Source organism: Pseudomonas sp. 22490 (genome assembly GCF_052044465.1).
Classification (GTDB): domain Bacteria; phylum Pseudomonadota; class Gammaproteobacteria; order Pseudomonadales; family Pseudomonadaceae; genus Pseudomonas; species Pseudomonas aeruginosa.
Genome location: NZ_JBQENS010000015.1, coordinates 100,076 through 124,903, shown reverse-complemented (window position 1 = coordinate 124,903; position 24,828 = coordinate 100,076). Strand labels below are relative to the sequence as shown.

The 24,828-nt window shown below is 65.0% G+C and carries 12 protein-coding genes; 2 read left to right on the top strand and 10 right to left on the bottom strand.

Translation table 11 applies throughout. The features are described 5' to 3' along the window. Positions 1 to 6 precede the first annotated feature (6 nt). The 8 genes from ACTJJX_RS18200 to ACTJJX_RS18165 all read right to left on the bottom strand — a co-directional run bounded on the left by ACTJJX_RS18200 (position 7) and on the right by ACTJJX_RS18165 (position 19,315). Complete coding sequence (locus ACTJJX_RS18200; protein ID WP_223681684.1) at positions 7 to 735, bottom strand: thioesterase II family protein; 729 nt, start codon at positions 733 to 735, stop codon at positions 7 to 9. A 69-nt stretch (positions 736 to 804) separates the two neighbouring features. Beyond that, on the bottom strand, positions 805 to 2,298 hold the full coding sequence (locus tag ACTJJX_RS18195) for an amino acid adenylation domain-containing protein (RefSeq protein WP_016852789.1): 1,494 nt from the start codon (positions 2,296 to 2,298) through the stop codon (positions 805 to 807). Then, positions 2,295 to 3,428: an acyl-CoA dehydrogenase family protein gene (locus tag ACTJJX_RS18190; protein ID WP_003097582.1), complete on the bottom strand. Its 1,134-nt coding sequence runs from the start codon at positions 3,426 to 3,428 to the stop codon at positions 2,295 to 2,297. The genes ACTJJX_RS18195 and ACTJJX_RS18190 overlap by 4 nt, the downstream gene beginning before the upstream one ends. Before the next feature lies 1 nt (position 3,429). After that, the gene (locus ACTJJX_RS18185) at positions 3,430 to 5,067 is read right to left on the bottom strand and encodes an NAD(P)/FAD-dependent oxidoreductase (RefSeq protein ID WP_003122614.1); all 1,638 of its coding nucleotides are present in this window, start codon (positions 5,065 to 5,067) and stop codon (positions 3,430 to 3,432) included. 55 nt (positions 5,068 to 5,122) lie between these two features. Beyond that, complete coding sequence (locus ACTJJX_RS18180) at positions 5,123 to 10,342, bottom strand: type I polyketide synthase (RefSeq protein ID WP_019416299.1); 5,220 nt, start codon at positions 10,340 to 10,342, stop codon at positions 5,123 to 5,125. A 43-nt stretch (positions 10,343 to 10,385) separates the two neighbouring features. Then, positions 10,386 to 17,651, bottom strand: a complete 7,266-nt coding sequence (locus tag ACTJJX_RS18175; protein WP_023082398.1) for a type I polyketide synthase — start codon at positions 17,649 to 17,651, stop codon at positions 10,386 to 10,388. Positions 17,652 to 17,682: 31 nt separating this feature from the next. Next, positions 17,683 to 19,032, bottom strand: a complete 1,350-nt coding sequence (locus tag ACTJJX_RS18170; RefSeq protein WP_003097588.1) for an NAD(P)/FAD-dependent oxidoreductase — start codon at positions 19,030 to 19,032, stop codon at positions 17,683 to 17,685. Between the two features lie 16 nt (positions 19,033 to 19,048). Then, positions 19,049 to 19,315, bottom strand: coding sequence for an acyl carrier protein (locus ACTJJX_RS18165; RefSeq protein ID WP_003097589.1), 267 nt, complete (start codon positions 19,313 to 19,315; stop codon positions 19,049 to 19,051). Between the two features lie 652 nt (positions 19,316 to 19,967). Here ACTJJX_RS18165 and ACTJJX_RS18160 point away from each other — a divergent pair. After that, on the top strand, positions 19,968 to 20,936 hold the full coding sequence (locus ACTJJX_RS18160; RefSeq protein ID WP_003122611.1) for a LysR family transcriptional regulator: 969 nt from the start codon (positions 19,968 to 19,970) through the stop codon (positions 20,934 to 20,936). Positions 20,937 to 20,994: 58 nt separating this feature from the next. After that, positions 20,995 to 22,509 carry an NAD(P)/FAD-dependent oxidoreductase gene (locus tag ACTJJX_RS18155; protein ID WP_003097592.1) on the top strand — a complete coding sequence of 505 codons (1,515 nt, stop codon included), beginning with the start codon at positions 20,995 to 20,997 and terminating at the stop codon, positions 22,507 to 22,509. A gap of 63 nt (positions 22,510 to 22,572) precedes the next feature. On the opposite strand, the gene ACTJJX_RS18150 is transcribed toward ACTJJX_RS18155, so the two are convergent. Continuing rightward, a complete protein-coding gene (locus ACTJJX_RS18150) occupies positions 22,573 to 23,622 on the bottom strand; it encodes a type III polyketide synthase (RefSeq protein ID WP_003097595.1) in 1,050 nt (349 codons plus the stop codon). 171 nt (positions 23,623 to 23,793) lie between these two features. Then, positions 23,794 to 24,753: an aliphatic sulfonate ABC transporter substrate-binding protein gene (locus ACTJJX_RS18145; protein WP_003097598.1), complete on the bottom strand. Its 960-nt coding sequence runs from the start codon at positions 24,751 to 24,753 to the stop codon at positions 23,794 to 23,796. Between the last annotated feature and the right edge of the window lie 75 nt (positions 24,754 to 24,828).

Genomic DNA, 24,828 nt, shown 5'->3' with positions numbered 1-24,828 from the left:
CGCGGCTCAGAGTGTGACGAACGCGCACGAGACCGCGCTGCTCGCAGCCAGTGCCGAGCGAATCCGGGCCATGGCCTGGACCCCGCTTTCGTTGAGGAAAAAATGCCCGCCCGGTAGGCAGGCATGCTCGAACGGCCCGCTGCTGTAGCGCCGCCATTCCGCCATCCGATCGGCGGGGGCGATTCGATCTCGATCTCCCGCCAGGCAGGTCAGCGCGCAGTCCAGCGGCTGCGGCTCCCGGCAGCCATGGGAGTAGACCAGCTCGATATCCGCCTGGATGATCGGCAGGAACATCTCCATGAGGTCGGGCTCGCCAAGTACGATGTCAGGCACCCCGCCCATTCTCCCGAGCAGCGTGATCGCCTGGTTGGCCGGCAGGCGATGCAAGGGCTGCACCGCCTGCCCTAGGTGCGGCGGAGCCATGCCGGAAAGCACTAGCCGACAGGGCTCCGTCCGCCCACGCGCGCGCAGGACGCAGGCGACCCGGTAAGCCAGCAGCGCGCCCATGCTATGGCCGAAGAAAACATACGGGACATCGTCGTCGAACAGGTTCGCCAGGCAATCGGCGATCGCCCCGCCGGCCTCCTCCATGTCGCGGTAGGGAGCCTCGGCCGCACGGCTTTCCCGGCCGGGCAACTGCAGTGCGTAAAGATCGACGCTGTCGTACAGCGGCAGGAACCAGTTATGGAATACCGACGCACCGCTGCCGGCATAGGGAAAGGTGAATAGTCGCATCTTTCCCCGTGGCCGGTTGGCATAGGGAAACCAGAGGGCCATTTCCGACATCGCAGAGAGCCTCATCTGTCAGTCCTCCACCAGGGCTTTCAACTTGAAGCGATCGACCTTGCCGTTAGCGTTGCGCGGCAGTTCCGCTAGCGTCTTCGCCCGGTCGACGATCATGTAGCGCGGCAGTCGCTCAGCGCAGTGACGCTTGAGTTCGATGAGCGAGACTGCCTCGCCATCGCTTGGCACCAGGAACGCCCAGAGCGCGGCGTCCATGCCGCCACCGGCGACGATCACCGCAGCCTCGCGTACCCGCGGATGGGCCAGCAGAGCGGCCTCCACCTCGCCCCGTTCGATGCGATAGCCACGAACCTTGAGCATGTCGTCACGACGACCGAGATACTCGTAGTTGCCATCGTCCAGTTGCCTGACGAGGTCGCCGGTGCGATAGCTCCCGGTAACCGCCGGCTGGCCGAAATAGCCGAGCATCACGGTGGGGCCGCGAACGATCAGCTCGCCCTCCTCCCCGACCTCGCAGCGCCGGCCATCGTCCTTTTCCGCCCAGACTTCGTCGCCGGAAGCAGCCGTCCCGATGGGCACCGGCTGGAGACGAGCAGGATCGACCGCGACAACCTCGTAACAGGTGCAGACATTGGTCTCGGTGGGACCGAACAGGTTGGCCATGCGCAGCCCTGGGAACGCTTCCCGGAGCACACGCAGGTGTTTGATCGGAAAAGGCTCACCGGCGAACAGCACGACTCTGAGGGAGTCCGGGCAAGACTGCAGCAGGTTGCCGTCGCGCATCATCATGAGCAGGACCGAAGGTACCGAATACCAGACGCTGATCCGCTGTTCCTGGAGGAACGCCGTCAACAGCGCCGGGGAAAAGGCGATGCCTTCCGGAACCAGGCAAACCGCCGCGCCACGGCTGAAGGCGCAATAGAGATCGAGCACCGACAGGTCGAAATGGAACGGAGCATGGTTGGAAAACCGATCGCGTGCCTCGAAGGCAAAACGCTCATTGGCCCACTCCACGAAGGCCAGGGCATTGCGGTGGCTCAGCGCAACGCCTTTCGGCGTGCCGGTAGAGCCCGAGGTGTAGAGGATGTAGGCCAGATCGTGTTCGCCTATTTCCTCCGGGGCGGATGCGCTGGCGGGTAGCTCCACATGAGACCAGTGCAGGGGGCATGCGGGATCGTCCAGGACCACGATACGCGGGCGCCGTTCCAGAGCGTCCAGATCCGCCAGACGACTCGCGGTGGAAAAAACCAGGCTCGCCCCGCTGTCGGCGAGAATCTTTTCCAGCCGTGACACCGGTCCCAGCGGATCCACCGGGACATAGACAACGCCCTTGCGCAAGGCCCCCTGCATCAGCGCCGGCAACTCCACCGACTTTTCCGCCCAGAGCAGGATCCGCTCTCCGCGCCCCACCCCCAGCGCAACCAGCAAGCCGGCATAGGCCTCGGCCCGCGCGTCCAGTTCGGCATAGCTACAGGAGCCGGCCTGGTCAACGACGGCGATATTGCCCGGATACTCGCGCGCACTGCGCACGAGGCACTCATGCAGGAGCTTCATAGGCCGAGCTCCCGGGCAACGATCTCGCGCTGCATGTCCGAGGTTCCGGAAAAGATCACCGTGCCGACCGAGTCGCGGAACATTTCCTCGATGCCGAACCCCTCCAGGCAACCACGACCGCCGAAGATGCGCACAGCGTCCAGGCTCGAGGCCAGCGCGCCCTCGCTGATGGCCAGTTTCGACAAGGCGATGTGGAGTTGCTGGGGATCGCCCTGGTCCATGCCCCAGCAGGCCCGGTACAGCAGCAGGCGGGAGGATTCCAGGCGAAACTTCATTTCGGCGATACGGTGCGATACCGCCTGGTAGGCGCCGATCGCCTTGCCGAACTGGCGACGCGAACGGGCGTAGGCAAGCGTCTCTTCGAGTTGGCGCTCCATCATGCCCAGGAATGCCGCGAACAGGCAGGCGCGCTCCCAGCCCATCGAACTCTGGAACACGAAGCGGCCCTGCCCTTCTTCACCCAGGCGGTTGGCAACAGGGACCCGGCAGCCGGCGAAAGTCACTTCGCCGGCAGGACAGCTGCGCAGGCAGACCTTGCGCAACGGCTCGCTGACCATAACGCCCGGGCGCTCGCTCTCCACCACGAACCCGGTGATGCCCAGCGCACCGTATTCCGGCTGGGTGGTGGCGTAGGCGACGAATACATCAGCTACCGGTGCGTTGCCGGCGAAGCTCTTGAAACCGTCAAGGATATAACCACCGTCGTCCTGCGGCAGTGCGCGGGTCTTCAGTGCGGTCGAGTCGGAACCCGCGCCTGGCTCGGTGATGGCGTTGGAGCCGATCAGTTCGCCACTGGCCATCTTCGGCAGCAGGTCGCGCCGCAGCGATTCGCTGGCGAATTCGACGATGGGCATCGCGCAGGCGAACTGGTGGGCTGCCGCTGCAAACACCAGGCCCATGTCCGCACAGGAGTGTCCGAAGGCGTGCATCGCGACCGCCGTCGACAGCGCGCCAAGCCCCTGCCCGCCATAGTCGCGGGGAATGGAGAGGCCGAGCAGGCCGGCCTCCCCGCAGACAGCCCATTGCTCGGGCGAGAAATGCGCGGTCGGGCGCTCCGGCAGGCGTTCGCGGCAGGTCTCGGCGATTTGTCGTGCCAGCTTTTTCTGGGAATCGTCAAGGTTGAAGTCCATGTCAACTCTCCTTGCGCATGGATGGGTTTCTGAAGGAGCGGTAGAAGATCAGGCGCCCCACTTCCGAGGGCACTTTCACCAGCCCCCACCACAACGCCTTGAGCTTTCGCCAGGTAGTCAGCTGATAGACACGAGCGTCAGGATCAGCAAAATCAAAAATAGGCGGAACAAAATCGGCAGCGGCAAGCTGCGCGAAGATCTGCCGCGCGGCGTCGGACGACGACAGGTTCCCGATCTCGACTTCATGGCAACGTTCCAGTGCGAAGTTCAGGATGTCCTTGTAGCCCTGGTAGAGCGGCATCCAGAAACCGTCGTCGGTGACCCGGTCGATCTCGTCGAAGACGTGCGGGTCCCGGGTCCGGGCGAAGGCATCGTTGATCTTGCGGGCGGTGATGGTGGCAGCGATCGATTGCAGCAGCCAGACACGAGCGTAGGCGTTCCAGAGATCCGGATCGCGGAAAGCAATATAGGCTCCCCGGGTGATCCGGTCGTTCAGGTGGACGATGCTGTTCTGGATGCCGACGAACGCCTGCAAGGCGGTGCTCTGGTAATCGCCCTGGCGTGCCGCATCGATCAAACGGTGCGCCAGCGCCAGGACCAACTCGCCGGCGTTGGACAGCTTTCGGGAAAACAGCAGGTCATTGGACGCCGCCCCCTCGTCGAACAGCAGGTGGCGTCGGCCCAGGGGCTCATGGTGGAAGTGCTGGGCTGGTGCCCGGACCTGCCACTCCCCTACCCGCCGAGCACTCGCCAAGTGCTGGCGCAGCGAAGGATAGCGGTCGATCAGTTCGGCCAGCAGGCGATCCCCATCGGCCGGATCGAGCATTCTCCGATTGATCGACAGCAGCACCGAGACCCGCGGATTCCGCGAGTGTTGGTGGTTGTTGAAGGGGATCACGCCGATCCAGCCCTCGGCGAACACATGGTGCAGCGTCCCGGCATGCCATTGGCCCGGAAAGTCGGACGACACGCAGGCGTCGAACGGCTCGACATCCAGCATGTGCGCCGCCAGGCAGGTCGAGGCTGTCCTCAGCGGCGCCTCGTCCGGCATCCGCGGCAACGCTTTCGCCAGCGCGGCCCCGCGATAGCTGCCATCGACCAGGAAGTCGGCAGCGACCCACTGGCCTTGCCGGGTGAGGACCCGCACTCCCTTGTCGTCATGCAATTCGATCCGCGCATCCGTGCCGACCGAGAAGACTGTCGCACCGTAGCGCACCGCGGCGTTCAGCAGATGAGCATCGACATCCGGTCGGTAGAGATGGTTCTCGCCATGCTCCGAGGGCACGTTGAACTGCAGGGCCTTGCCCATGTCCACGGCGCGACCGGGCTCGTGATAGATGAAACCGAGGTTCTTCTTGACCCCGGAAGACGGCATTACCTGCCTATGGATATCGCGGGTCCGGGCGATATCCTTGATCTCCGCGACCTGGTAACGGTCAGCGACCAGTTCGAAGATCATCGAGGTATAGGGAATCGTCGCCTCCCCCGTGGTATCGGGCTCTGTCGAACGGTCCTGGAACAGGGCCACGCCAATGCCATTACGCGCCAAGCACGCGGCGAGCATGTACACGCTCGCCGTGGAGCCGAACAGCGCGATATCGAAATGCCTCGTTCCAGGCATGCTGGACATACCAACCATGGTGACCTCACCGTTGCATGAAGGATGGAAAGGGCGACGCGCGCCGCCCCGCTGTCTATACGGCGTCGAGCACTCCTTGTTGTTCGATGGACCTGGCGAGGAAATCCGGCCACATCAGGCCGGGGCACTCGAGGAATTCCCGGGCCTTTATCTGCACCTTCAGGTCGCGCCGGCAACGCGCCACCATCTCCATCACCAACAGAGAATCGAGTCCGTAGTCCATGAGACTGCCTCCGTCCTCGAGCTTGGCCCGGACCTGCTCGACCTTCACACCCAGCAGGTTGGCGTACTGCCCCCAGACATAGTCATCGACCAACTGGAAGCGCTCGCGCCCCTCCACCGCGGAAAGCTTCCGCAGCAAGCCCTGGTCCGCCGCGACATCGCCGGGCCTGGTCGGTGTGTCCTCGACCTCGATGTGCTCCAGCAGGGGCTGCGCCCCGCGCGACTCGAGCAAGGCCTTGAAGCGCGCCCAGTCGACCCCGGCGATCACCTGGTGGCCAACGTCGCTGCCCAGCAAGCGGGCCAGCAAGCCGATGCCCTGGGCCGGCGCCAGCGGTTTCAGGCCAACGCTCTTGAGGAAACCGAGCACTTCCTCGTCGAACAGATGACTACCGCCAGCCCACAGCCCCCAGTCGACCACCAGCGCGGGCAGCCCCAGGGCATGGCGATAGGCCGCGAGGCCATCGAGGAACTGATTGGCTGCGGCGTAGCTGGCGATGTGCTGGGAGCCCCAGACGCAAGCGATGGTCGAGCACATGGCGAAGAACTCCAGTTCCAGCCCCAGGGACAATTCATGGAGCAGCCAGGCGCCGTCCACCTTCGGCCTCAGCACCCGGTCGAAGCTGTCGCGGTCGGCGTCTCGAAGATCCTGTGGAATCGAAATGCCAGCGGCATGGAAAATTCCGCGGAGCCCACCCGGCATCGCCGACAGCTCCTCGAACAATGCGCTCATCTCCGCCTTCGAGGCGATGTCCGCCTGTACGTAGCGAACCCGGGAGACCGCCGCACCGAAGCGCGCCAGTTTCTCGCCCTGGGCCCGCGCCGGACTGCGTCCGGTGATGACCACCTGACCAGCGCCGTGCGCCAGTAGCCAATCGGCCATGCCCAGGCCTATCCCACCCATTCCCCCGCTGATCAGATAGCAGCCATCCTTGCTCGGGGCGAAGACGGAGTTCGGCCAACCAGTGCCGGTGTCGCGCTCCAGGCGATGCACCCGGCGGCCATCGCGACGCAGGCAGACCTGATTCTCACCATCGTTCAGCAGCAGTTCGTCCAGCAGGTTGGCGCACCAGTCGGGGTCGTCCGGCGCCAGGTCGACCAACCCTCCCCAGTGCTCCGGATGCTCGAGCGCCATGCTCTTGCCAAGCCCCCATAGCGGGGCTCCCGCCACGTTCACCGGCACGCCGCTGGCGAGCCCGGCGGCCTGGGCGCCAAAGGTGACCAGCCAGAGCCGGCCAACGGCCTCGTCGCCAAGTGGCAGAATCGCCTGGATCAGCGCCAGCAACGGATGCAGTACCCGTGACCGCAGCGTGTCCAGGCTATCCAGGGTTGGCCCGGCCCCCCTTGCGCGTTCGTCGAGAAAAACGATATCGCAGGGGGCGACGCTATCCAGCGCCTCCTGCAGTTGGCCAGGCTGGAAGGGTTGCGCGCGCAGCCCGCGTGCCTGCATGAGCGCCGCCAACTGGCGAGCGGCCTCGATATCCGACGACAGCACCGCGAAACCTCGTTCGCCGAGACACGGGTTGCCTGGCTGGCGTGGCCGCGATGGCCAGTCGAGCCGATACAGCACATCGGGTTGCGCGATGCGTTCCACCAACCTGGCATCTTCCAGCGCCATCCCGAGCGACATCCCCTCGAGCGTACCGAGGAGCTCCTGACCGGCGTCGTAAAGGTTGCAGTCGAAGCCCACGCCATCCTCGGCCGGCATGAGGAGCGATCGCCAGGTCTGGTTCAACAGCGCACGGCGTCCGCGCATCCTGCGGATCGACTCGAGGGCGGAAGCCGGCTTGCCGTCGAGCAGGCGGGCGAACAGGCACCCGCTAGCAGCGCCGCCGAGTTCCACCGACCGCCCCTCCCCGTCCAGCGGCGACAGAGCGCTCGATGCCGGCAGCGCATGGACCATCGCCAAGACCGCCTCGCGCCAACCCAGGCCCGCCTGGCATTCGGCCTCGCTACGCAGCGAGCAGGTGACGGACCAGCATTTTTCCGGCAAGGCTTCCAGCTCGGTATAGAGATAGAGCCGATCGCCAGGATGGATCGCCAGGCCCTCACCGAGTCGCTCCAGGCTCAGCTCGAAGTCATCCAGACCGAGGTGGTCAAGGACATCCTCGAGCAGGAGCGAAAGCAGCCTGCCTGGCTCCAGCCGCACCAGCTCCTCGCTAGCCGTGGCGCCCAGCGCCAGCATGGCATCGGCGTCGAGGGTCGCCTCGAAGACCGGGAATGGCGCATTGATCGGTTGCCCGAGCAAGCGTCCCACGCCGCCAATCTGGCTGCGCCCGCCAGCCTGGGCACGGGCCGGGGTAAACCAGTAGCGCTCGCGCTGGAAAGCATAGCCAGGCAACGCCTGGCGCAAGGCGCCGTCGTGCGCATGCAGGCGCTGCCAATCCAGGTCGACGCCACCGGTGTACAACTGCGCAGCCGCCAGGCGTATTTCCCGCACTGCATCACCGCCACGGCGCATGCTGGGCACGACGAGCAATGACCGGTCCACCTGGTGACGAAGCACCAGCGGTGTCAGCACCGCTTCCGGCGCGACTTCCAGGAACAGCTCGGTACCCTGCTCCAGCAAGGTACGTACGCCGTCGCTGAAACGTACGCTGTCACGGCTATGGGCACACCAGTAGTCGGCGGACGACAGGCTTTCCAGCGTATGCAGGCGTCCGCTGACGCCGGACACCAGCGGTATCCGCGGCTCGCTGAAACGGATCTCGCGGACTACCTCGCGGAAACGCTCGAGCATGGGCTCGGCCGCGGCACTGTGGAAGGCGTGGGAAACCGCGAGCTTGCGGGTCCTCACCTGCATCGCCGCGAGTTTTTCCAGCAGCACTTCGACGTCCGCTTCAGGACCGGCGACAACCAGGTCCTCGGGACTGTTCACCGCCGCCAGCTCGATACCCGCCAATCCTTGCTCGCGCAGCAGCCCGAGCAATTCCGCTTCACCGAGGTTCACGGCATGCATCACCCCTCCGGCGGTCATCAGTTCCTGGGCCAGGCGTCCGCGCGCCTCGACCATCCTCAGGGCGTCCTCCAGCGTGAGGGCCCCGGCGATACAGGCGGCGCCAATTTCACCGAAACTGTGACCGAACAGCGCGCCGGGGAGCACGCCCCAGGCCATCCACAAGCGGGCCAGCGCGTATTCCACGGCGAAAATCGCCGGCTGCGCATAGCGTGTCTGCGCCAGCAACGCCTCTGCCTCCGGCGTCGACTCGAACAAGGCGCAGGACAGCTCGACACCCATCCCGCGCAACGCCACGAGACACTCGTCCAATGCCTCACGGAACGGCAGCTCGCTGTCGTACAGCGTCCTGGCCATTCCCGGATACTGGCAGCCCTGGCCGGGAAACAGCCAGGCGGATGCCGGCGGCACACCAGGCCGACAGACACCCTCGAAGGTATCGCCGACCAGCTTCCGAGAAGCGTAGGCCGCCAATTGCTCGCGTAGGCGCTCACGGTCGTCGGCGACGCAAGCGAAACGATGCTCGAAGTGCGCGCGACCGGCGTTCACCGTATAGCAGAGGTCTTCCAGCGGCACCTGCGGATGTTCGGCGACATAGCGCTCGTAACGTCCGCACATCTGCCGCCTCGGTGTCTCGCCACGGCCGGACGCGGTGAACAGCTGCCAGGGATTGCCCCGGCCCGCTCCGCGCGCCCGCGGTGTAGCGTCGCCGACCAGCACATGGGCGTTGGTTCCGGTCACGCCGAACGAACTCACGCCGGCCAGCCGCTGGCCCTCGTGACGCGGCCAGGGAGTCGCCTCGCGCACCACCCGCAACGCCATGCGTCGCCATTCGACGCGTGGGTTGGGAGTGTGGAAGTTGACCTGTCCGGGCAACTCGTCGTGTTGCAACGCGAGCAGGATCTTCGCCAGTCCCGCAGCGCCGGCCACTGGCTCGAGGTGGCCGATGTTGGCCTTTATCGATCCCACCAGCAGCGGCCTGTCAGCCGGGCGCTGCGCGCCGAGCACGGCATCCAGCGCGCGCAGTTCGATCGGGTCGCCCAGCGGAGTGCCGGTACCATGTGCCTCGATGTAGTCGACCTGGCTCGCCTGGGCTCCGGCATTGCGCAAGGCAGCGGCGATCACCGCTTGCTGGGCGTGGATGTTCGGAACCGTGATTCCGCTGCTGGAGCCGTCGTTGTTGAGCGCGCTACCCTGGATCACCCCGAGCACCGGATCCCGGTCACGCTCGGCGTCGGCCAGGCGCTTGAGAACCAGCACCACGCAGCCCTCTCCCCGGCCATAGCCGTCGGCGGCGGCGTCGAAGGTCTTGCAACGCCCATCGCTGGCGACCGCCCGCAACTTGCTGACCAGGACGAAACCATAGGGCGAAAGGATCAGGTTCACCCCGCCGGCCAGCGCCAGGTCGCTTTCACCGCTGCGCAGGCTCTGGCAGGCCTGGTGCAGCGCCACCAGCGAAGACGAGCAGGAGGTGTCGATCATCATCGCCGGGCCTTGCCCGCCCAGGGTGTAGGCGATACGTCCGGCGATAAAGCTGGTCTCGCCGTAGAACTGGTGCGCATTGACGTCAGCCACCTCGCCGAGTTGCTGGCGCAGCCGTACATAGTCGTTGGTACTGGCCCCCATGAACACGCCCAGCTTGCTGCCATCGAGGGAAAACGGGTCGATAGCCGCATGCTCCAGCGCTTCCCAGGCAACTTCGAGCGCGATTCGCTGTTGCGGGTCCATGCCCTCGGCCTCGCTCGGCGAGATACCGAAGAAGGCCGCGTCGAAGCGCTCCACGCCTTCGACGAAGCCGCCGCGCATCACGTAGGCCTTTCCCGGGACATCCGGGTCGGGATCGTAGTAATCGGTGGCGTAGCGTCGCTCGGCGGGCATGTCGCCGGTCGCGTCGGTAGCGTTCTTCAACAGGCTCCACAGCCGCCTGGGGCTATCCGCGCCACCCGGCAGGCGGCAACCCAGGCCGACCACCGCGATCGGTCCGGCCCCGCTGTGCGTCCTTCCCGCCAGCTTCTCCTTCAGGCTGCGGATAGTGCCGATGGCCTGGGCGAGACTGGCCTCCAACTGCTGCTTGCTCACATCTGACGTTTCGTTTTCCATGAAAGGCCTCGATCGGGTCTCAGTCGTCCTGCGGTGCGGTGAACTAGTAGTTCTCGATATCTCTCAGTTCCTCTTCCAGCGCGTCGATCAGTTCGCTGCGCGACAGCGCGGATATCTCGCGCCGCTCACCGGGCTCCTGCGCGGGGCGCGCCGGGGGCTCGGTGGACACGGGTGCGGGCCCGGCCTGCAGGTGCAGGGCGAGATAGTCGGTGACGGCATCTATCGAGCAGTATTCGAAGGCGAAGGTGGCGGGCAGCTGGAGACCCAGCGCGCGGCCGAGGCGCGAACGGAAATCCAGCGACATCACCGAGGACATGCCCATCTCGGTGAAGCCCTTGCTGCGCTCTATGGCATCCGCATCCGGATAGCCGAAGACTGCGGCGACCTGTTCCGCTACCAATGCCGCCAGGGCCCTGCGCCTCAGGTGCTCGGGCATCCGCGCGAACCCCGCAGCCCGTTCCGGAACCGTCGCGGACGGCTGTCCGAGCCGGTCCAGCAGCGGCCACGGCAGCTCGTTCTGGTAGAGCGGCTTCAACTGCGCCCAATCGACACCATCGGCCAATCCGACACAGCCGTCGGGCTCCTCCAGCAGAGTCTCGAGCGCCCGAACGAGCCGCTCCTCCTTCAGCGGCTGCAGGCCGCTGCCCAGCAGGCGTTGACGAACCTCGTGCAGACCATCCAGCTCGGCCTCGGTCTGCAGGCCCAGCAGCAACTGGCAGGGAAGTCCCGCGCGGCGGCGTTCGCCGTGAAGCCACAGGGCGAAGCCATCGACCATCGCCTGGTGGGCGAAACCCGCCCCCCCCAGCAGCGAGGACAGGCTGCCCAGAATCAGGAAGAACGCCAGCGGCTGTCCCGCCAGCAACCCATGGAAGTTCTCCAGCGCGTGCATTTCGCGCCGAGCGGCGGCAACCCGGGTGGCGGATGTCGGCTCTTCCAACCGACCAGCGGTCCATTCCGGCCGTGCCTGGATGAAACCAGTGATCGACTGCTCCGCCTGCAGGCGCCCAAGGACCTCGGCCAGGGCGCGACGGTCCGCGCAATCGACAATCAATGTCTCCGGCAGTGGCGCGCCGGCCCACTCCACGGGCAGTCTCGGTGGCTGTTCGCACAGCACCACCAGGCGCCGCGCCCGGCGTACCGGCGAGAGCAGCAGGTAGGGCGTCAGGTCGGTACCGGCGCGGACATGCAACAAAACCGTGCCGCCCCCCGCCGAGGCGCTACCGATTCGGCGCGACGCGGCCGGTCGGACCTCCAGATACCGGGCGAAGACCCGCGTTCCGCGGATCTTCAGGTGATCGTGCCGGGGCACGCCGACAAGCAGGCGAGCGAAGCGATGCAGGCCGCGACCGTCGGCCGGGTCGAGCTCGACCACCCCACCCCACCAGGCGGGTTGTTCCAGCGCCAACGCCCGCGTCGCCCCATACAGTATCCCGAGCCTCCTGGCTGCGGCGGCATCGGCACGCTCGGCTGGCGGATGCAGGAACCAGATCGGCTTACCCGTCGGGCACGTCGCCACCGCCCGCCCCAGGGCGAGCAGAAAGTCAGCGAAACGCTGCTCGTCGCAGTCACCGCAGCAGGGCACGAGCAGGCCCTCACAGGTCGTATCGAGCGCAGCCTCGGCCAGCCACTCCGAGCGGTCCGGGACGTCCTCCCAGGGCATCTCGCGGACGCCCAGCCCGCGCGCCGAGAATGCCGAAACCAGGCGCGACATGCCGGCTCCACCAGGAAGCAGAAGCCGCCACTCGCCGCTTTTCCGTACCACCGGCTCATCCGGAAAGTCCTCCCAGCGAGCGACCAGGAAGGAGGCTGCCGGTTCATCCGCCAAGGCCAGTTGCTCTGGTTCGTCCGCCAGCAACAGCGGCCCTTCGAACAGGGCCACCACGCAGCCATCCTCGTCGACCGCGTACAGCGATTGCAGGCGCCCCAGTTCGGCGCCGGAAACCCGCACCGCAATGTGCTCGGGCAGGTCGTCCAGGACCTGCACCCGGGCGAATCCGACCACGGGAGCGGCATGGGCGCCTTCGAAGAGCGCGAGGGTTTCCGCCAGCAGCAGCCGTCGACGAGCCGCATCGCTGCGCAGAGGAAAGCGATAGTTGCCGTACCGGCCGTCGCGCTGCCCCTCGAGCGCGGCCGCAACCAGGCCGGCTTCGGCCTGGCCGAGGTCCGCCGGGGACAGTTCGAGCTGATCGACATCCGGGGAGGCGCACTCCAACGGCACGGCGCTGAGCACGTCACGCCATTCATGGTCATGCTCGCCACGCAACGCCAGGGTGATCGAGGCCTTGTCCGAGAGGCTCAAGGTCAGCCGCGAAGCGAGCGGCCCGCAACGCGAAAATCGTGGCACCGACAGGCGCAGCTCGACCAGGGCGAAGGCGCGCTCCGGCTCGGCCACTGCCAGCGCCTGCAGCAAGGCATCCAGCAGAAGCGCACCGGACGGATGCCAGTGAGTCTCGTCGCCGCTCTTTTCCTCGGGCAGGCGACCCAGCCATTGCCACTCGCCACCCATCCCACGGCTGTGCAACAGCAGGCACGGATGATCATCCTCCAGCGCCGGCTCCCGGACGCCATACTCGAGCCAGTAATCACGCAGTTGCCAGGGATAGGTCGGCAGGTCGACCCATGCCCGGACATCGCCGAACACCGCGAGCCAGTCCGCCGGCTGTCCATTCAGGAAGGCCGTGCACGCGCTGCGAGTCCCTTCGTCCAGCTCAGCAGGCATGCTTGCATCGATCCCCCGGCGCCAGTCCGCGAGCGCCACCGCGAGCTCGGCTGAACCGCGTCCGAACACCAGCAGGCGTGCCTTGAGCGGACTGCGGCCGAGCGCGGCACTACGGCAGACCGCCGCTGCGGACGCTTCGCCAGCGGCCAGGAAGCGCTCGTAGCTGGCGGCCATGTCCCGCAACGCCTCGTCGGTATGCGCCGAGAGGCACAACGGCCAGGGTCGCGAACCGTCGCCGTCGCTCCTTTCGCTGGGGTCCCGCACCTCACCGCGCAACAGCACATGGACATTGGTACCGGTGAAACCGAAAGCGCTGATGCCCGCGATCCGTTCTGCCGCTGGCACCTCCCAGGGCTGATTGGCCTGCGGCACCTGGAGACTCGTTGCCTGCCAGTCGAAGCGGCTGTTAGGACGCTGGAAGCCAGCCTGTCCGGGAATCACCCCACGCTCGACCACCAGGCAGGCCTTGATCAACGAAGCGATACCGGCGGCGGCCTCCAGATGTCCGACGTTACCTTTCACCGATGCCACCGCCAAGGGCACGCGCTCAGTACCTCGATAGGCGTTGGCCAGGGCCTGCAACTCGATCGGATCGCCGAGCACTGTGCCGGTCCCATGGGCCTCGACATAGCCCACCGCCGCGGCCGACAGGCTGGCGTTGGCCAGCGCTTCGCGAATCAACGCCTCCTGGGCCGGTCCGTTGGGTACCGTGAGCCCCGCGCAGGCGCCGTCATGGTTGACCGCCGAGCCCAGCAGAACGGCGATGACCCGGTCGCCGTCCGCCCGCGCCCGTTCCGCCCGCTTGAGGATCACCACGCCGCAACCCTCGCCGCGGCCGTAGCCATCGGCACGATCGTCGAAGGTCTTGCAGGTGCCGTCCGCCGATAGCGCACCGGCATCGCCCATGGATTGGAAGATTGCCGAGGATGCGATGACGTTCACCCCGCCGACGATAGCAATCTCGCACTCCCCGGCTAGCAGGCTGTTGCAGGCCAGGTGCACAGCCGTCAGCGATGACGAGCACGCCGTGTCCACGGTCAGGGAGGGACCGCGCAGGCCAAGGAAATGCGACAGTCGGCCGGAAATCGCCGAGAACGCGCTGCCGGTACCGTAGTTCGCGTCGATGCCGGCGGCGCAGGCCAGCAAACGTGCCTCGTAGTCGTGGGCATTGGCGCCGACGAAAACACCGACCTGGCGTTCGCGCAAGTCATGCGGCGGAATACCTGCCCGCTCCAGGGCCTCCCAGGCAACCATCAGGAACAGGCGTTGCTGCGGATCCATGCTGCCCGCTTCCCGTGGCGAGATCCGGAAAAAGTCCTCGTCGAACCCTTCCACGCGCTCGACCAGGCTGGCATGGCGCCGGGTGTTGACCGGCTCGGTCAGGCGCGACGACGGCACCGGCACGACGCATGTCGCCTGCTCGAGCAATACTTCCCAGAGCGCCTCGGGACTGTCCGCACGCGGCAGCCGGCAAGCCATCCCCAGCACTGCCACCTCGTGTCCGGTATCCGCCCCGCGCGCGGCCGGCGCACAGGTCGTCGGCTGGATTTCCTTCGCCGCACCCAACTGCTCGAGGCGCCGCGCCAGCGCCTCCAGATTCGGATAGTCGAAGCCGACCGTGGCAGGCAGTTCCAATCCCACCCGTGCCTCCAGCTTGCGCTTGAACTCGATCAGCGAGATCGAGGTCAGGCCGAGTTCGAAAAAACCCCTTTCGGCATCCAGCTCGTCGCATGGCACCCCGAGTATCTCCGACAACGCCGCGCTGACCACTTCCCGCGCCTGCGCCAGGGTGACCGCCGGGCGCGCCCCAGCCTTCTTCGCCAGAACATTGGCAAGCGCTGCCGCAGGCTCGTCGACCGTGCACAGGGCGACATCCTCGGCCGTGGCACAGAGTCGTCCCTCAGCGTCGAACACCTGCACCCTGGCATGCAAGGCTTGCGCGCGCGCCGGCACGCCCTGCGTCGCCTGGAACCAGTAGGCCTCGCGTTGCCAGGGGTAGGTAGGCAGTTCGACGAAGCCAGCGTCCCCCTGGTATGCCTTCCAGTCCGGCGCCACACCGTTTTCGTAAAGGCCGGCGAGGATAGCCGCCAGCTCCGTGGATCCATCGCCCTCGCGCTGCAGGGCGCTGAACACCCGCGCCGCTTTCCCGGCGCGCACCGCCAGTTGCTGGATCGACTGCGCCAGAACCGCGTGCGGCCCCAATTCGACGAACAGGCGTGCGCCGTCCTCGAGCAGTCGCTCGATAGCACGATCGAAGCGCACCACTCCGCGGGCATTGCGCACCCAGTAGGCGGCGTCGGCGCATTCGCCCTGCAGGTTAGCGGCGCTGCTGGAAATCCATGGAATTTTCGCGGCATCCGGCTCGATGTCGGCGAGACTGGCCTGGATGTCGGCAAGGCACGGCTCCATCTGCCACGAATGGAACGCATAGGGTGCCGGCATCAGGAAGGTGAACCTGCCGGCTTCTCCCAGGCGCTGTTCCAGGGCGGCCACGGCGCCCGCCTCACCGGATACCACGCAGGAGACGTGGCTGTTGACCACCGAGATTTCCAGCGACGGGCCAAGCATGGGTTGCAGCTCTTCGGCGGAAGCCCCGACCACCATCATGCGGCCGCCGCCGAGGGTACCCTTCATGGCGTTGGCGCGGTGATAGATGACCTGTACCGCCGAGCGCAGGTCCAGGGCGCCGGCGCACCAGGCCGCCGCCACCTCGCCCATCGAATGCCCAACCACCGCGCCTGGCGTGACACCCCAGCGGCGCAGGCATTCGGTGAGGGCGACCTGGATGGCGAAAATCGCCGGCTGGGCGATTTCGGTCAGGTGCAGACGGGACTCCCCCGCCGGCCTGAGCAACTCGGTTTCGATCGACCAACCGGACCACTCGCGCATGTGCCGATCGCACAGGCGGATCGTCTCGAGGAAGGCCGGCTCGCGTTGCAGCAGGCCGGTGGCCATGCCGAGCCACTGCGCGCCCTGGCCGGTATAGACGAAAACCGGCCCGTCGGCCGGCTTGCCGTCGCGTATCTCGCTGACAGCAAGCGTTCCACCGCCAAGATACGCAAGCTGTTGCCGGAGGCTCGCGGCGTCGCCACCGACCAGCGCCGCGCGCCGGACATGGTGGTCGCGGTAGCTGGCCACCCGGGCGACGAAGGTGCGCAGGGCCGCGTCTTCCTCCGGCAGCGCCTGGGCATAGCGCCGCGCCAGCTCGCGTACGGCCGCTTCCGTCTTCGCCGACACCGGCAGCACCCAGGTCCGCTGAATGTCGACAGCATCCGGCGGCGCTTCAGCGCTATCCGCCCCTTCGAGGATGAGGTGGACATTCGTGCCGCTGAGGCCGAATGCACTGACGCCTGCCAGGCGCGGTCCTTCCGGCAGTGTCTCAAGGGAAGTTGCCACCCGCAGGCTGGAGCGCTGCCAGTCGACCAGCGCATTCGGCTTGACCAGGTGCAACTGCGGCGGTACTTCGCCATGGCGCAGCAACTGCATCGTCTTGATCACGCTAGCCATGCCGGCGGCGGCATCGAGGTGCCCCATGTTGGCCTTGACCGATCCCACCAGCAGAGGTTTCTTCCGCTGGCGGAAGACTTCGGCCAGCGACGACAGCTCGATCGGATCGCCCAGGGGCGTTCCGGTCCCGTGGGCCTCGACATAGGCGATGTCGTCGATCTCCAGCCCCGCAGCGTCGAGTGCCGCGCGTACCACAGCGGCCTGGGCATTGGCGTTGGGCACGGTCTGGCCGGCGCTCTCGCCGTCCTGGTTGATCGCCGAGCCACGAATCACCGCCAGGATCGGGTCGCCGTCGGCTCGAGCGTCCTCCAGACGCTTGAGCAGCAACGCGCCACCCCCTTCGCCGCGGACGATGCCATCGGCGGCGGCGTCGAAGACCCGGCAGCGTCCGCTCGGCGAAATCGCCTTGATCTGGCTCATGTAGATAGTCAGCTCGGGCGACAGCATCAGATTGACGCCAGCGGCTATCGCCAGGTCCGCCTCGCGATTCTGCAAGGCGCGACAACCCAGGTGAATCGCCACCAGCGAAGAGGAGCAGGCGGTGCTCACCGCCATCGCCGGACCGTGCACGCCAAGGTGATAGGCGATGCGCCCGGCGGCGAAGCTGAACTCCTTGCCAGCCGCATAGAATGGATTGATCGCCGGGATACCGGCCTCGCGCGCATGCAGGGTAAGGTAATCCATGCCCAGCATGCCGACGTAGACCGCAGTGCGGGAACCTTTCAGGCGTTCAGAGCAGAGCCCCGCCCGTTCCATGCATTCCCAGACGACCTCCAGCAGCAGCCGCTGCTGGGGGTCCATTTCGCGAGCCTCGGAAGCGGATATCCCGAAGAAACGCGCGTCGAAGCGGTCCACCTCATCAAGGAAGGCCCCCTCCCGGCAATAGGTGGTACCGGGACGGCTCGCACCAGCGTCGTGAATCGCCTCGCCATCCCAGCGGCCCGCGGGGACCGGCCCGACGAAATCGGTCCCACGACGAAGGAGGTTCCAGAATGCCTCCGGCGACGACGCTCCGCCGGGAAAACGGCAAGCGCTGCCGATGATTGCGACGGGTTCGAAACCCGCAGATGCCTTCGGAACCATCCGAATCACTCCTCCATGTGGGTATTGCCCATCAGAACGCCGGTTCTGCGGTCGGCACCTGCATGTCACCGAGATACTTGTGCCAGAGGTGATCGGGATCGCTTTCCACGGTGGCGACGATTTCGTGCATCTTGTCCAGGACCTTCAACCGCTCGCCGCTGTACACGTCGCCCTGGAGAAGCTGGAGCACATCCAGGCGATAGCGAGGGTCCTGCACGAAGGCGGTGAAAAGGATGTTCAGGCGGTAGTAGAGGGTGATGAACTCGTACCAGTTCTTGATGCCGTTGCGGATCATTCCCTCGTACTCGGCGAAGCTGGCCTTGCCGAAGTCGTTGTTCCTGACCGCAGCGATGATGTCCTTGCTGGCAATGCGTGCGCTGTTCAGGGCCACGCTCACACCGCTTGAGAAGATCGGGTCGACGAAGCGCGCAGCGTCGCCGACCAGGACGAAGCTGTCGCCGCAGACCTCTTTCATGCCGTAGCTGTAGTCCGCCTCCTTCTTGAACGGACGCACCTGTTCCGAGGCTTTCAGGGCGTCGTAGAGGTTCTCGCGGGTCTTCACCGCCTCCCAGAAGAAGTCGTCGTATGAAAGGCCGGATTTCGTGTAGTTCTGCTTCTGCGTGACTACGCCGATGCTGGTGATGGTCTCGGTGATCGGGATCTGCCAAACCCAGGTGTTGGTCAGAGGCAGGAAGTGGATGAAGATGTAGTCGACCTTGTCCGGATTGCGCGTTGCCGAGCGACGATCGAAATTGTCGAACCAGGCGTGGATGGCGAACTGGTTGAACACCGGGTCCTTTTCCCGCAACCCCAGGCGCCGCCCGAGCAGGACATGGCGTCCGCTGGCGTCAACCACCATCCTGGTCCTGATGCCGACCTTCTGGTTGCCGAGCTTCACATTAAGGCGGACATCACCGGGCTTCACGAAATCGACGTCCGCCACCTCGACGCCCTGGAAGACCTTCGCGCCCAGCGAACCGGCGTGCTCCAGGAGTATGCGGTCGAACTTGCCGCGATCGACGTGGAACGTGAAGTCACGATCGACCCCTTCCTGCTGGCGCTCGTTGAAGAGGATCTCCGCCGCGCGGAAGTCGTGGTCCAGCCCCTGGAAACCCATCTTGTCTTCCGGTCCGGAATCCGCCGAGGTCCAGGCGGCACCGAACTTGCGCGGGAAGTTGGCCTTCTCGATTTTGTCCATCACGCCGATGTCCAGCAGGACCGGCGTGGTGGCCGGCACCAGGGACTCTCCCACATGTTCGCGCTCGAACAGCTCCTTCTCGAATACGGCGCACGAGATACCAGCTTTGGCCAGATAAGACGCCATCGTGGAACCGGCTGGGCCTCCGCCGATGATGCCTACGTCGAAATCATAATCACCCATGAGAAACTCCCTCGATTCAAGCCGGTTCGGCATTGAGCTGCATGACGGTCGTGGAAACCGCATTGATATCCCGGAAATACTTTCCAGTTATGTGCGTCGAGGGAATATGCACTCCCATTTCATCCCTGACGAAAACTATAAGCTTCACGATATTCATGGAATTCAATATCCCCCACTCGAGCAGCGGAGTATCGTCCTGCAACTCGTTTTCCTTAACACCATCACCGACAAGGTCGTCGATAATATAACGACGTATTTTTCCCTTAATCTCTTCCATATCCATGAGCACGTCCCCTAGAAGTTCATTAAGCGGCACGAATTAAATTGCCAGCCAACCTTCCACGAGAACATTTGGAATTTGAATAGCGCAATCCGCAAAAGGCCTTTGCGGCTGCGCAAAGGCGCTCTAGGACGGTACGGGGACTATCGCGCAACGTTCCCGGAAGGAATCGCCATGGCAACCGTCCAAGCCGCTGCAAGCAATGGCATGCGGGAGCTCGCGGTTCCCTGAAGAGGCTGCGCCGAGGCCGGACGACCTGCTAATTGTCACAGCTTGACAATGACTACCAATTACAATATTCGCGCGCAGCGCAACTACAGGATCCACTCCCCGTCACCTTGATGCAGATCAAGGGACGAAGAGCATCTCGACCATTGTATGAACATGCCTAAAGTATCTGCCTGAAGTGAAACGATACACGCGCTCGAATCGACTCTCCTGGTTACGTCCGGCTATATCTTCCGGTTTCGGTTTCATGACTTTCCAAGGTCAACAGGATGTCGCCGCAATCGAATGACGGGGTAACTTTCCGATGTCGCAACTGCTTACACCTCGCTCTTGACATCCTTCCATGATGGTCATACAAGGGGATAGCGAATCGCCAGTGCATATTAACTGGCAATATATAACTATAACGCTTCAAGGTATTCATAGGATGAAAACACTTGGATTTAGCGATGATTTCGACCTCTATATATCCGTAGCACTTACCGGTAGTTTTTCGGAAACCGGCAGAGTCTTCGAGATGCCCGCTTCATCGGTCATGCGCCGAATAAACAACCTCGAGGAAAAACTCGAGACCAGACTCATCAATCGCTCGACCAAGAAACTGGTCTTGACGGAAACCGGTGCTCTGTTTCTAAAACACGCCAGGAAAATATCCGAGAACATCAACCAGGCCAGAAACGAAATAAAGGAACACACCTCTTCGGCCGTAGGTACGTTGAGAGTCTCGGCACCGGTCGCGTTCGGCCGGCGACATATCGCACCACTGGTCAGCACACTGCTGAAAAAGAATCCCGGCCTCAAACTGGATTTCTCCCTGAACGACAGGATTGCCGATCCCGTCGGGGAAAAACTCGATCTCTGCATCCGTCTCGGCATCCTGCCGGACAGCAGCCTGATCTGCTCGAAGCTGGCGGGGCTACGCCGGGTGCTCTGCGCCAGCCCGGAATACCTGCTGAAGCACGGTCTGCCACGCACCCCGGAAGAACTCGAACGGCACACCTGCCTGCAACACAACGGCTGCAGCAACGCCTCATTGAGCTGGCAGTTCAGCAGCGCCGACATTACCAGGCGAATCAGGATCTCGCCGGTCAGCCGCCTGTCCGTGAACAGTGCCGAGCTCCTGGTGGAAGGAGCCTTGCAAGGCTTGGGGATCATTCATGCGCCGACCTGGCTGGTCCACGAAGAAGTGGCCAGCGGCAGGCTGGTGACCTTTCTCGACCGACACGCTCTGCCGGAGCAGGCACAGGGTGGCATCTACGCACTGCGACCGCAGGGTTCGGTGGTACCGGCGAAGATCTCGCTGTTTCTCAGCGAGCTGAAGAGCGCAATCGGCGAGACGCCCTACTGGGACCTGCCGTTCCAGCAGACGCCAGCTCAATTGGCCGGCTCCTTCTAACATCCGCGTCACGCACCACGACACTTTCCAGATCCACCACGACAAACCGGGTTAGTTCATGAGTCGTACGTACGACATAGTCATCATTGGCAGCGGTATCGCAGGCTCGATTTCGGCAGCGATTCTGGCGAAGCACGGTCTGAAAACTCTCATCCTGGATGCCGGTCAACATCCGCGATTCTCCATCGGCGAGGCCATGACCCCCGAGAGCGGCCTGCTCCTGCGCCTCCTCGCGCAACGCTTCGGGATCCCCGAACTGGCCTTCATCGCCAGTCCCGAACAGATCGTCCGACACATCGGATCGTCCGCCTGCGGGATCAAGCTGGCATTCAGCTTCGCCTGGCACGCTGCCGGCGTGGACAGCGCTGCCGAGCATGTCGTCGCCCCGCCGCTGGACGCTCCGGAGGCCCACCTGTATCGCCAGGACATCGACTTCTACGCCTTGCTGCTCGCGCTCCAGCACGGCGCGAACGCCCGCCACCACACGCGCATCGAAGGATTCGAGTTCCTTCCCGAGGGTGTGGCCATCCGTCTCGCCGACGGCGAAAGCCTGCAAGCTCGCTATGTCATCGATGCCGCCGCGCAGGGATCGCCGCTCGCACGTCAACTGGGCGTGCGCACCACCGATGGCCTGGCAACCCACACCTGCTCCTTCTTCACCCATATGCTCAACGTGAAGGCTTACGAGGAAGTCGCCAGCAACACCGACCAATCTCCCATCCCCCTGTTCCAGAGCACGCTCCACCACATCTTCGAGGAGGGCTGGCTCTGGATCATCCCGTTCGACAACCACTCCGAGAGTACCAACAGGCTATGTAGCGTGGGCTTCCAGTACAACTGTCTGAAATACCAGCCCAGCGGCACGCCGGAACAGGAGTTCTCCAGGTTGCTGGACCGATATCCGTCGATCGCCCGGCACTTCACCGAGGCCCGCGTAGCGCGTGACTGGGTGCATGCGCCACGGCTCAACTACCGTAGCCGGACCATCCTTGGCGAACGCTTCTGCCTGCTGGCACAAGCCGCAGGTTTCATCGACCCGCTGTTCTCCCGCGGCCTGATAACCACCTTCGAATCCATCCTGCGCCTGATGCCCCGATTGATCGACGCCGTGCGCCAGGATCACTGGCAACTGGACAGATTCGCCAGCGTCGAGCGTCACCTGCGCAACGCGGTGGCGGTCAACGACCGCCTGGTGTCCTGCTCGTACGAAGCTTTCCGCGACTTCCCGCTGTGGAACGCCTGGCATCGCGTCTGGCTCAGCGGTTCGAACCTCGGAGGCGCCTATCTGGGTGGCTTGCTGCAGGCACTCCGCGACGGCCAGTCCGGCTCGGCGTTCGATGCCCACCTCGAGTCGGCGCGCTGCCCCGGCCACCTGTCGTTCGACGCCCCCGGATACGAGGACTTCTTCGAAAGCGCCTGTCGGGTGATGGACGGGGTGCGACAGAAGCGCCTGTCATCGGCGGATGCCATCTCGACCCTGCACCGCCTGCTCGGGCAGCACGCCGCAGACCTGCTGCCGTATGACTATGCCAACCTGGACAATCGCTTCCTGCGCAAGTGCAGGGTTCAATAGCCAGGCCCGAGGTCCGGCGCGAGCGAATGCCCGACTCACCCGCGCCACTTCGGTCCGGGCGTTTCAGTCCGTCCACTGTCCCAGCGCCATCTCCGCACTGAAGCCTGGGCCGAAGGCGGCCAACAAGCCCCTGGCGCCAGCTTCCGGCGGATTTTCGAAAAGCCTGCGAAGCACATCGAAAACCACCACGCTGGCCACGTTGCCGACCTCGGCGAGGCTGGCTCTCGACGGCGCGACCTGCTCCTCGGCGAGCGTCAGATGGGCCACCAGTTCGTCGAGTATCCTGCGGCCGCCCGTGTGGAATATGAAAAAGTCGCAACGGGCGCATACCTGGTCGAAATGCTCGCGGCTGAGCCGCTCCATCTCCGGCGCCACCGCCGAGATCGCCTTCATTACCGCCTTGTCCAGGCGAAAATGAAAACCGGTATCGAGTACCTCGTAGCGAATGTAGTGCTCGCTGTCAGGCAGAAAGAAGGAGCCGGTGGCTTCGACCCTGAATCCCTTCGCGCCATCGTCGGCACGCAGCACGCAGGCGGAGACGGCATCGCCGAACAGCGCGCCGGCAACGAAGGATTGCAATTGGGCATCCTGCGGCTGGTAGCACAACGAGGAAAACTCCAGGGACACCAGCAGCACATGACGGTCCGGTCCCTGCCTGGAGAAATCGTAAGCGCGGGCAATGGCGGCTGCTCCGGCCACACACCCCAACTGAGCGATGGGCAACTGGACGGTGGAGCCCGGCAAGCCCAGGTCATTGATCAGGTGAGCGGTCAGCGACGGCATCATGAAACCGGTACAGGAGGTCACGACGACCATGCGGATATCCTGCGGGCGCAGGCCGGCGTTACGTAAAGCCTGACGGGCTGCACGGGAAGACATCCGCCGGGCCTCCTGTTCGTATAACTCGCTGCGCCGTGCGATGCCCCGGTGTGCCGTCAACGCCTCGATCGGCAGCAACAGGTGGCGTTGCCTGACCTCGGTGTTGCGGATCATCCGCGCGGCCAGGGCCAGCTGCGGGTGGTCCCGGTGCAACTGTTGCAGGTGCTCGATCATTTGCTGCTGGGTAATGATGTGTTGCGGAAACAGTACGTGGGGAAGACAGAGCGTCGACATGGCATTGCCTCAAGCTGATCCAATGGGAATGGCGCGGGCACACGCGACGCGCGTGCCCGCGGAGCGTTGGTCGCGGCCAACGCTCTCTTCCGGGTATCACACTGGAAAGCAAAAGGGGCGCCGCACCACGCTGCCACGTCGGCATCGAAGGGTTCGGGGCAGCCGCGCCGCTCAGTGCCGCGGCTGCCATACCTCCACGGCGCGCGCATCCACCGGTTTGGGTAGCAGTCCCTGGGCGTGGAAGGCGTCGGCGATGCGCTGTTGCTCGTCGAGACCATCTGCGCTCACCGGTTGTACGTCGTAGCTGCGCCGCGCATTCGCCTGCTCGACGGTAGCGGCATCGAGATTGCCCCACAGCGGCCCCAGCACCTTGGCCGCGTCGGCCGGGTGGCTCTTGAGCCAGCGCCCGGTGCGCTGCAGTTCGGCGAAGACCTGCTGGAGCACTTCAGGATGTTTCCTGGCGTAGTCGCTGGAGGCGAGGTAGTAGCGCTGGTAGCTGGCCAGGCCCTGGCCGTCGGCCAGTACCCGCGCGCGTTGCTGGCGCTGGGCGCTTGCCACGTAGGGGTCCCAGGTCACCCAGGCGTCGACCTTGCCGTTCTCGAAGGCGGCGCGGCCGTCGGCTGGCGTCAGGTAGGCTGGCTGGATGTCGGAGAACTCAAGCCCGGCGCTGGCCAGCGCGGCGATCAGCAGGTAGTGGCTGCCGGCGGCCTTGGTCACGGCGATGCGCTTGCCCTTCAGCTCGGCCAGGGACTTCAGCGGCGAATGTTCGCCGACCAGTATCGCCTGCGCCGCGGGCGAAGGTGTTTCGCGGGCGAAGTAGGTCAGGCGAGCACCCGCCGCCTGGGCGAACACCGGCACGGTGTCGGCGACGTCGGCGGAGAGATCGACGTTGCCGACATTGAGCGATTCGAGCAACGGCAGGCCGCTGGGGAACTCATGCCAGGACACCCGGATGCCCTGCCTAGCCAACTCGCGCTCGAAGGTGCCCTGGCTGCGGATCAGGGTCAGCAGAGTCGAGGATTTCTGGAAGCCGATGCGCAGGACCTCCTCGGCCTGTGCGCCACCAATGCCCGACAGGACGACGGAAGCGGCAAACACGATGGCCAAGCGACGCAGGAACGGACGAGACATGCGATGACTCCTGGGATAGGTGCGAGCGCCCGCAGGGACGGGAGTTCCAGCTGCCGGCGACGGAACGGATAGATT

Coding starts and splice junctions, on each gene's coding strand:
- ACTJJX_RS18195 (WP_016852789.1), bottom strand. CDS start 2,298: ATGAAGCTCCTGCATGAGTGCCTCGTGCGCAGTGCGCGCGAGTATCCG.
- ACTJJX_RS18160 (WP_003122611.1), top strand. CDS start 19,968: ATGAAAACACTTGGATTTAGCGATGATTTCGACCTCTATATATCCGTA.
- ACTJJX_RS18155 (WP_003097592.1), top strand. CDS start 20,995: ATGAGTCGTACGTACGACATAGTCATCATTGGCAGCGGTATCGCAGGC.
- ACTJJX_RS18200 (WP_223681684.1), bottom strand. CDS start 735: ATGCGACTATTCACCTTTCCCTATGCCGGCAGCGGTGCGTCGGTATTC.
- ACTJJX_RS18145 (WP_003097598.1), bottom strand. CDS start 24,753: ATGTCTCGTCCGTTCCTGCGTCGCTTGGCCATCGTGTTTGCCGCTTCC.
- ACTJJX_RS18180 (WP_019416299.1), bottom strand. CDS start 10,342: ATGGAAAACGAAACGTCAGATGTGAGCAAGCAGCAGTTGGAGGCCAGT.
- ACTJJX_RS18150 (WP_003097595.1), bottom strand. CDS start 23,622: ATGTCGACGCTCTGTCTTCCCCACGTACTGTTTCCGCAACACATCATT.
- ACTJJX_RS18185 (WP_003122614.1), bottom strand. CDS start 5,067: ATGGTTGGTATGTCCAGCATGCCTGGAACGAGGCATTTCGATATCGCG.
- ACTJJX_RS18165 (WP_003097589.1), bottom strand. CDS start 19,315: ATGGATATGGAAGAGATTAAGGGAAAAATACGTCGTTATATTATCGAC.
- ACTJJX_RS18175 (WP_023082398.1), bottom strand. CDS start 17,651: ATGGTTCCGAAGGCATCTGCGGGTTTCGAACCCGTCGCAATCATCGGC.
- ACTJJX_RS18170 (WP_003097588.1), bottom strand. CDS start 19,032: ATGGGTGATTATGATTTCGACGTAGGCATCATCGGCGGAGGCCCAGCC.
- ACTJJX_RS18190 (WP_003097582.1), bottom strand. CDS start 3,428: ATGGACTTCAACCTTGACGATTCCCAGAAAAAGCTGGCACGACAAATC.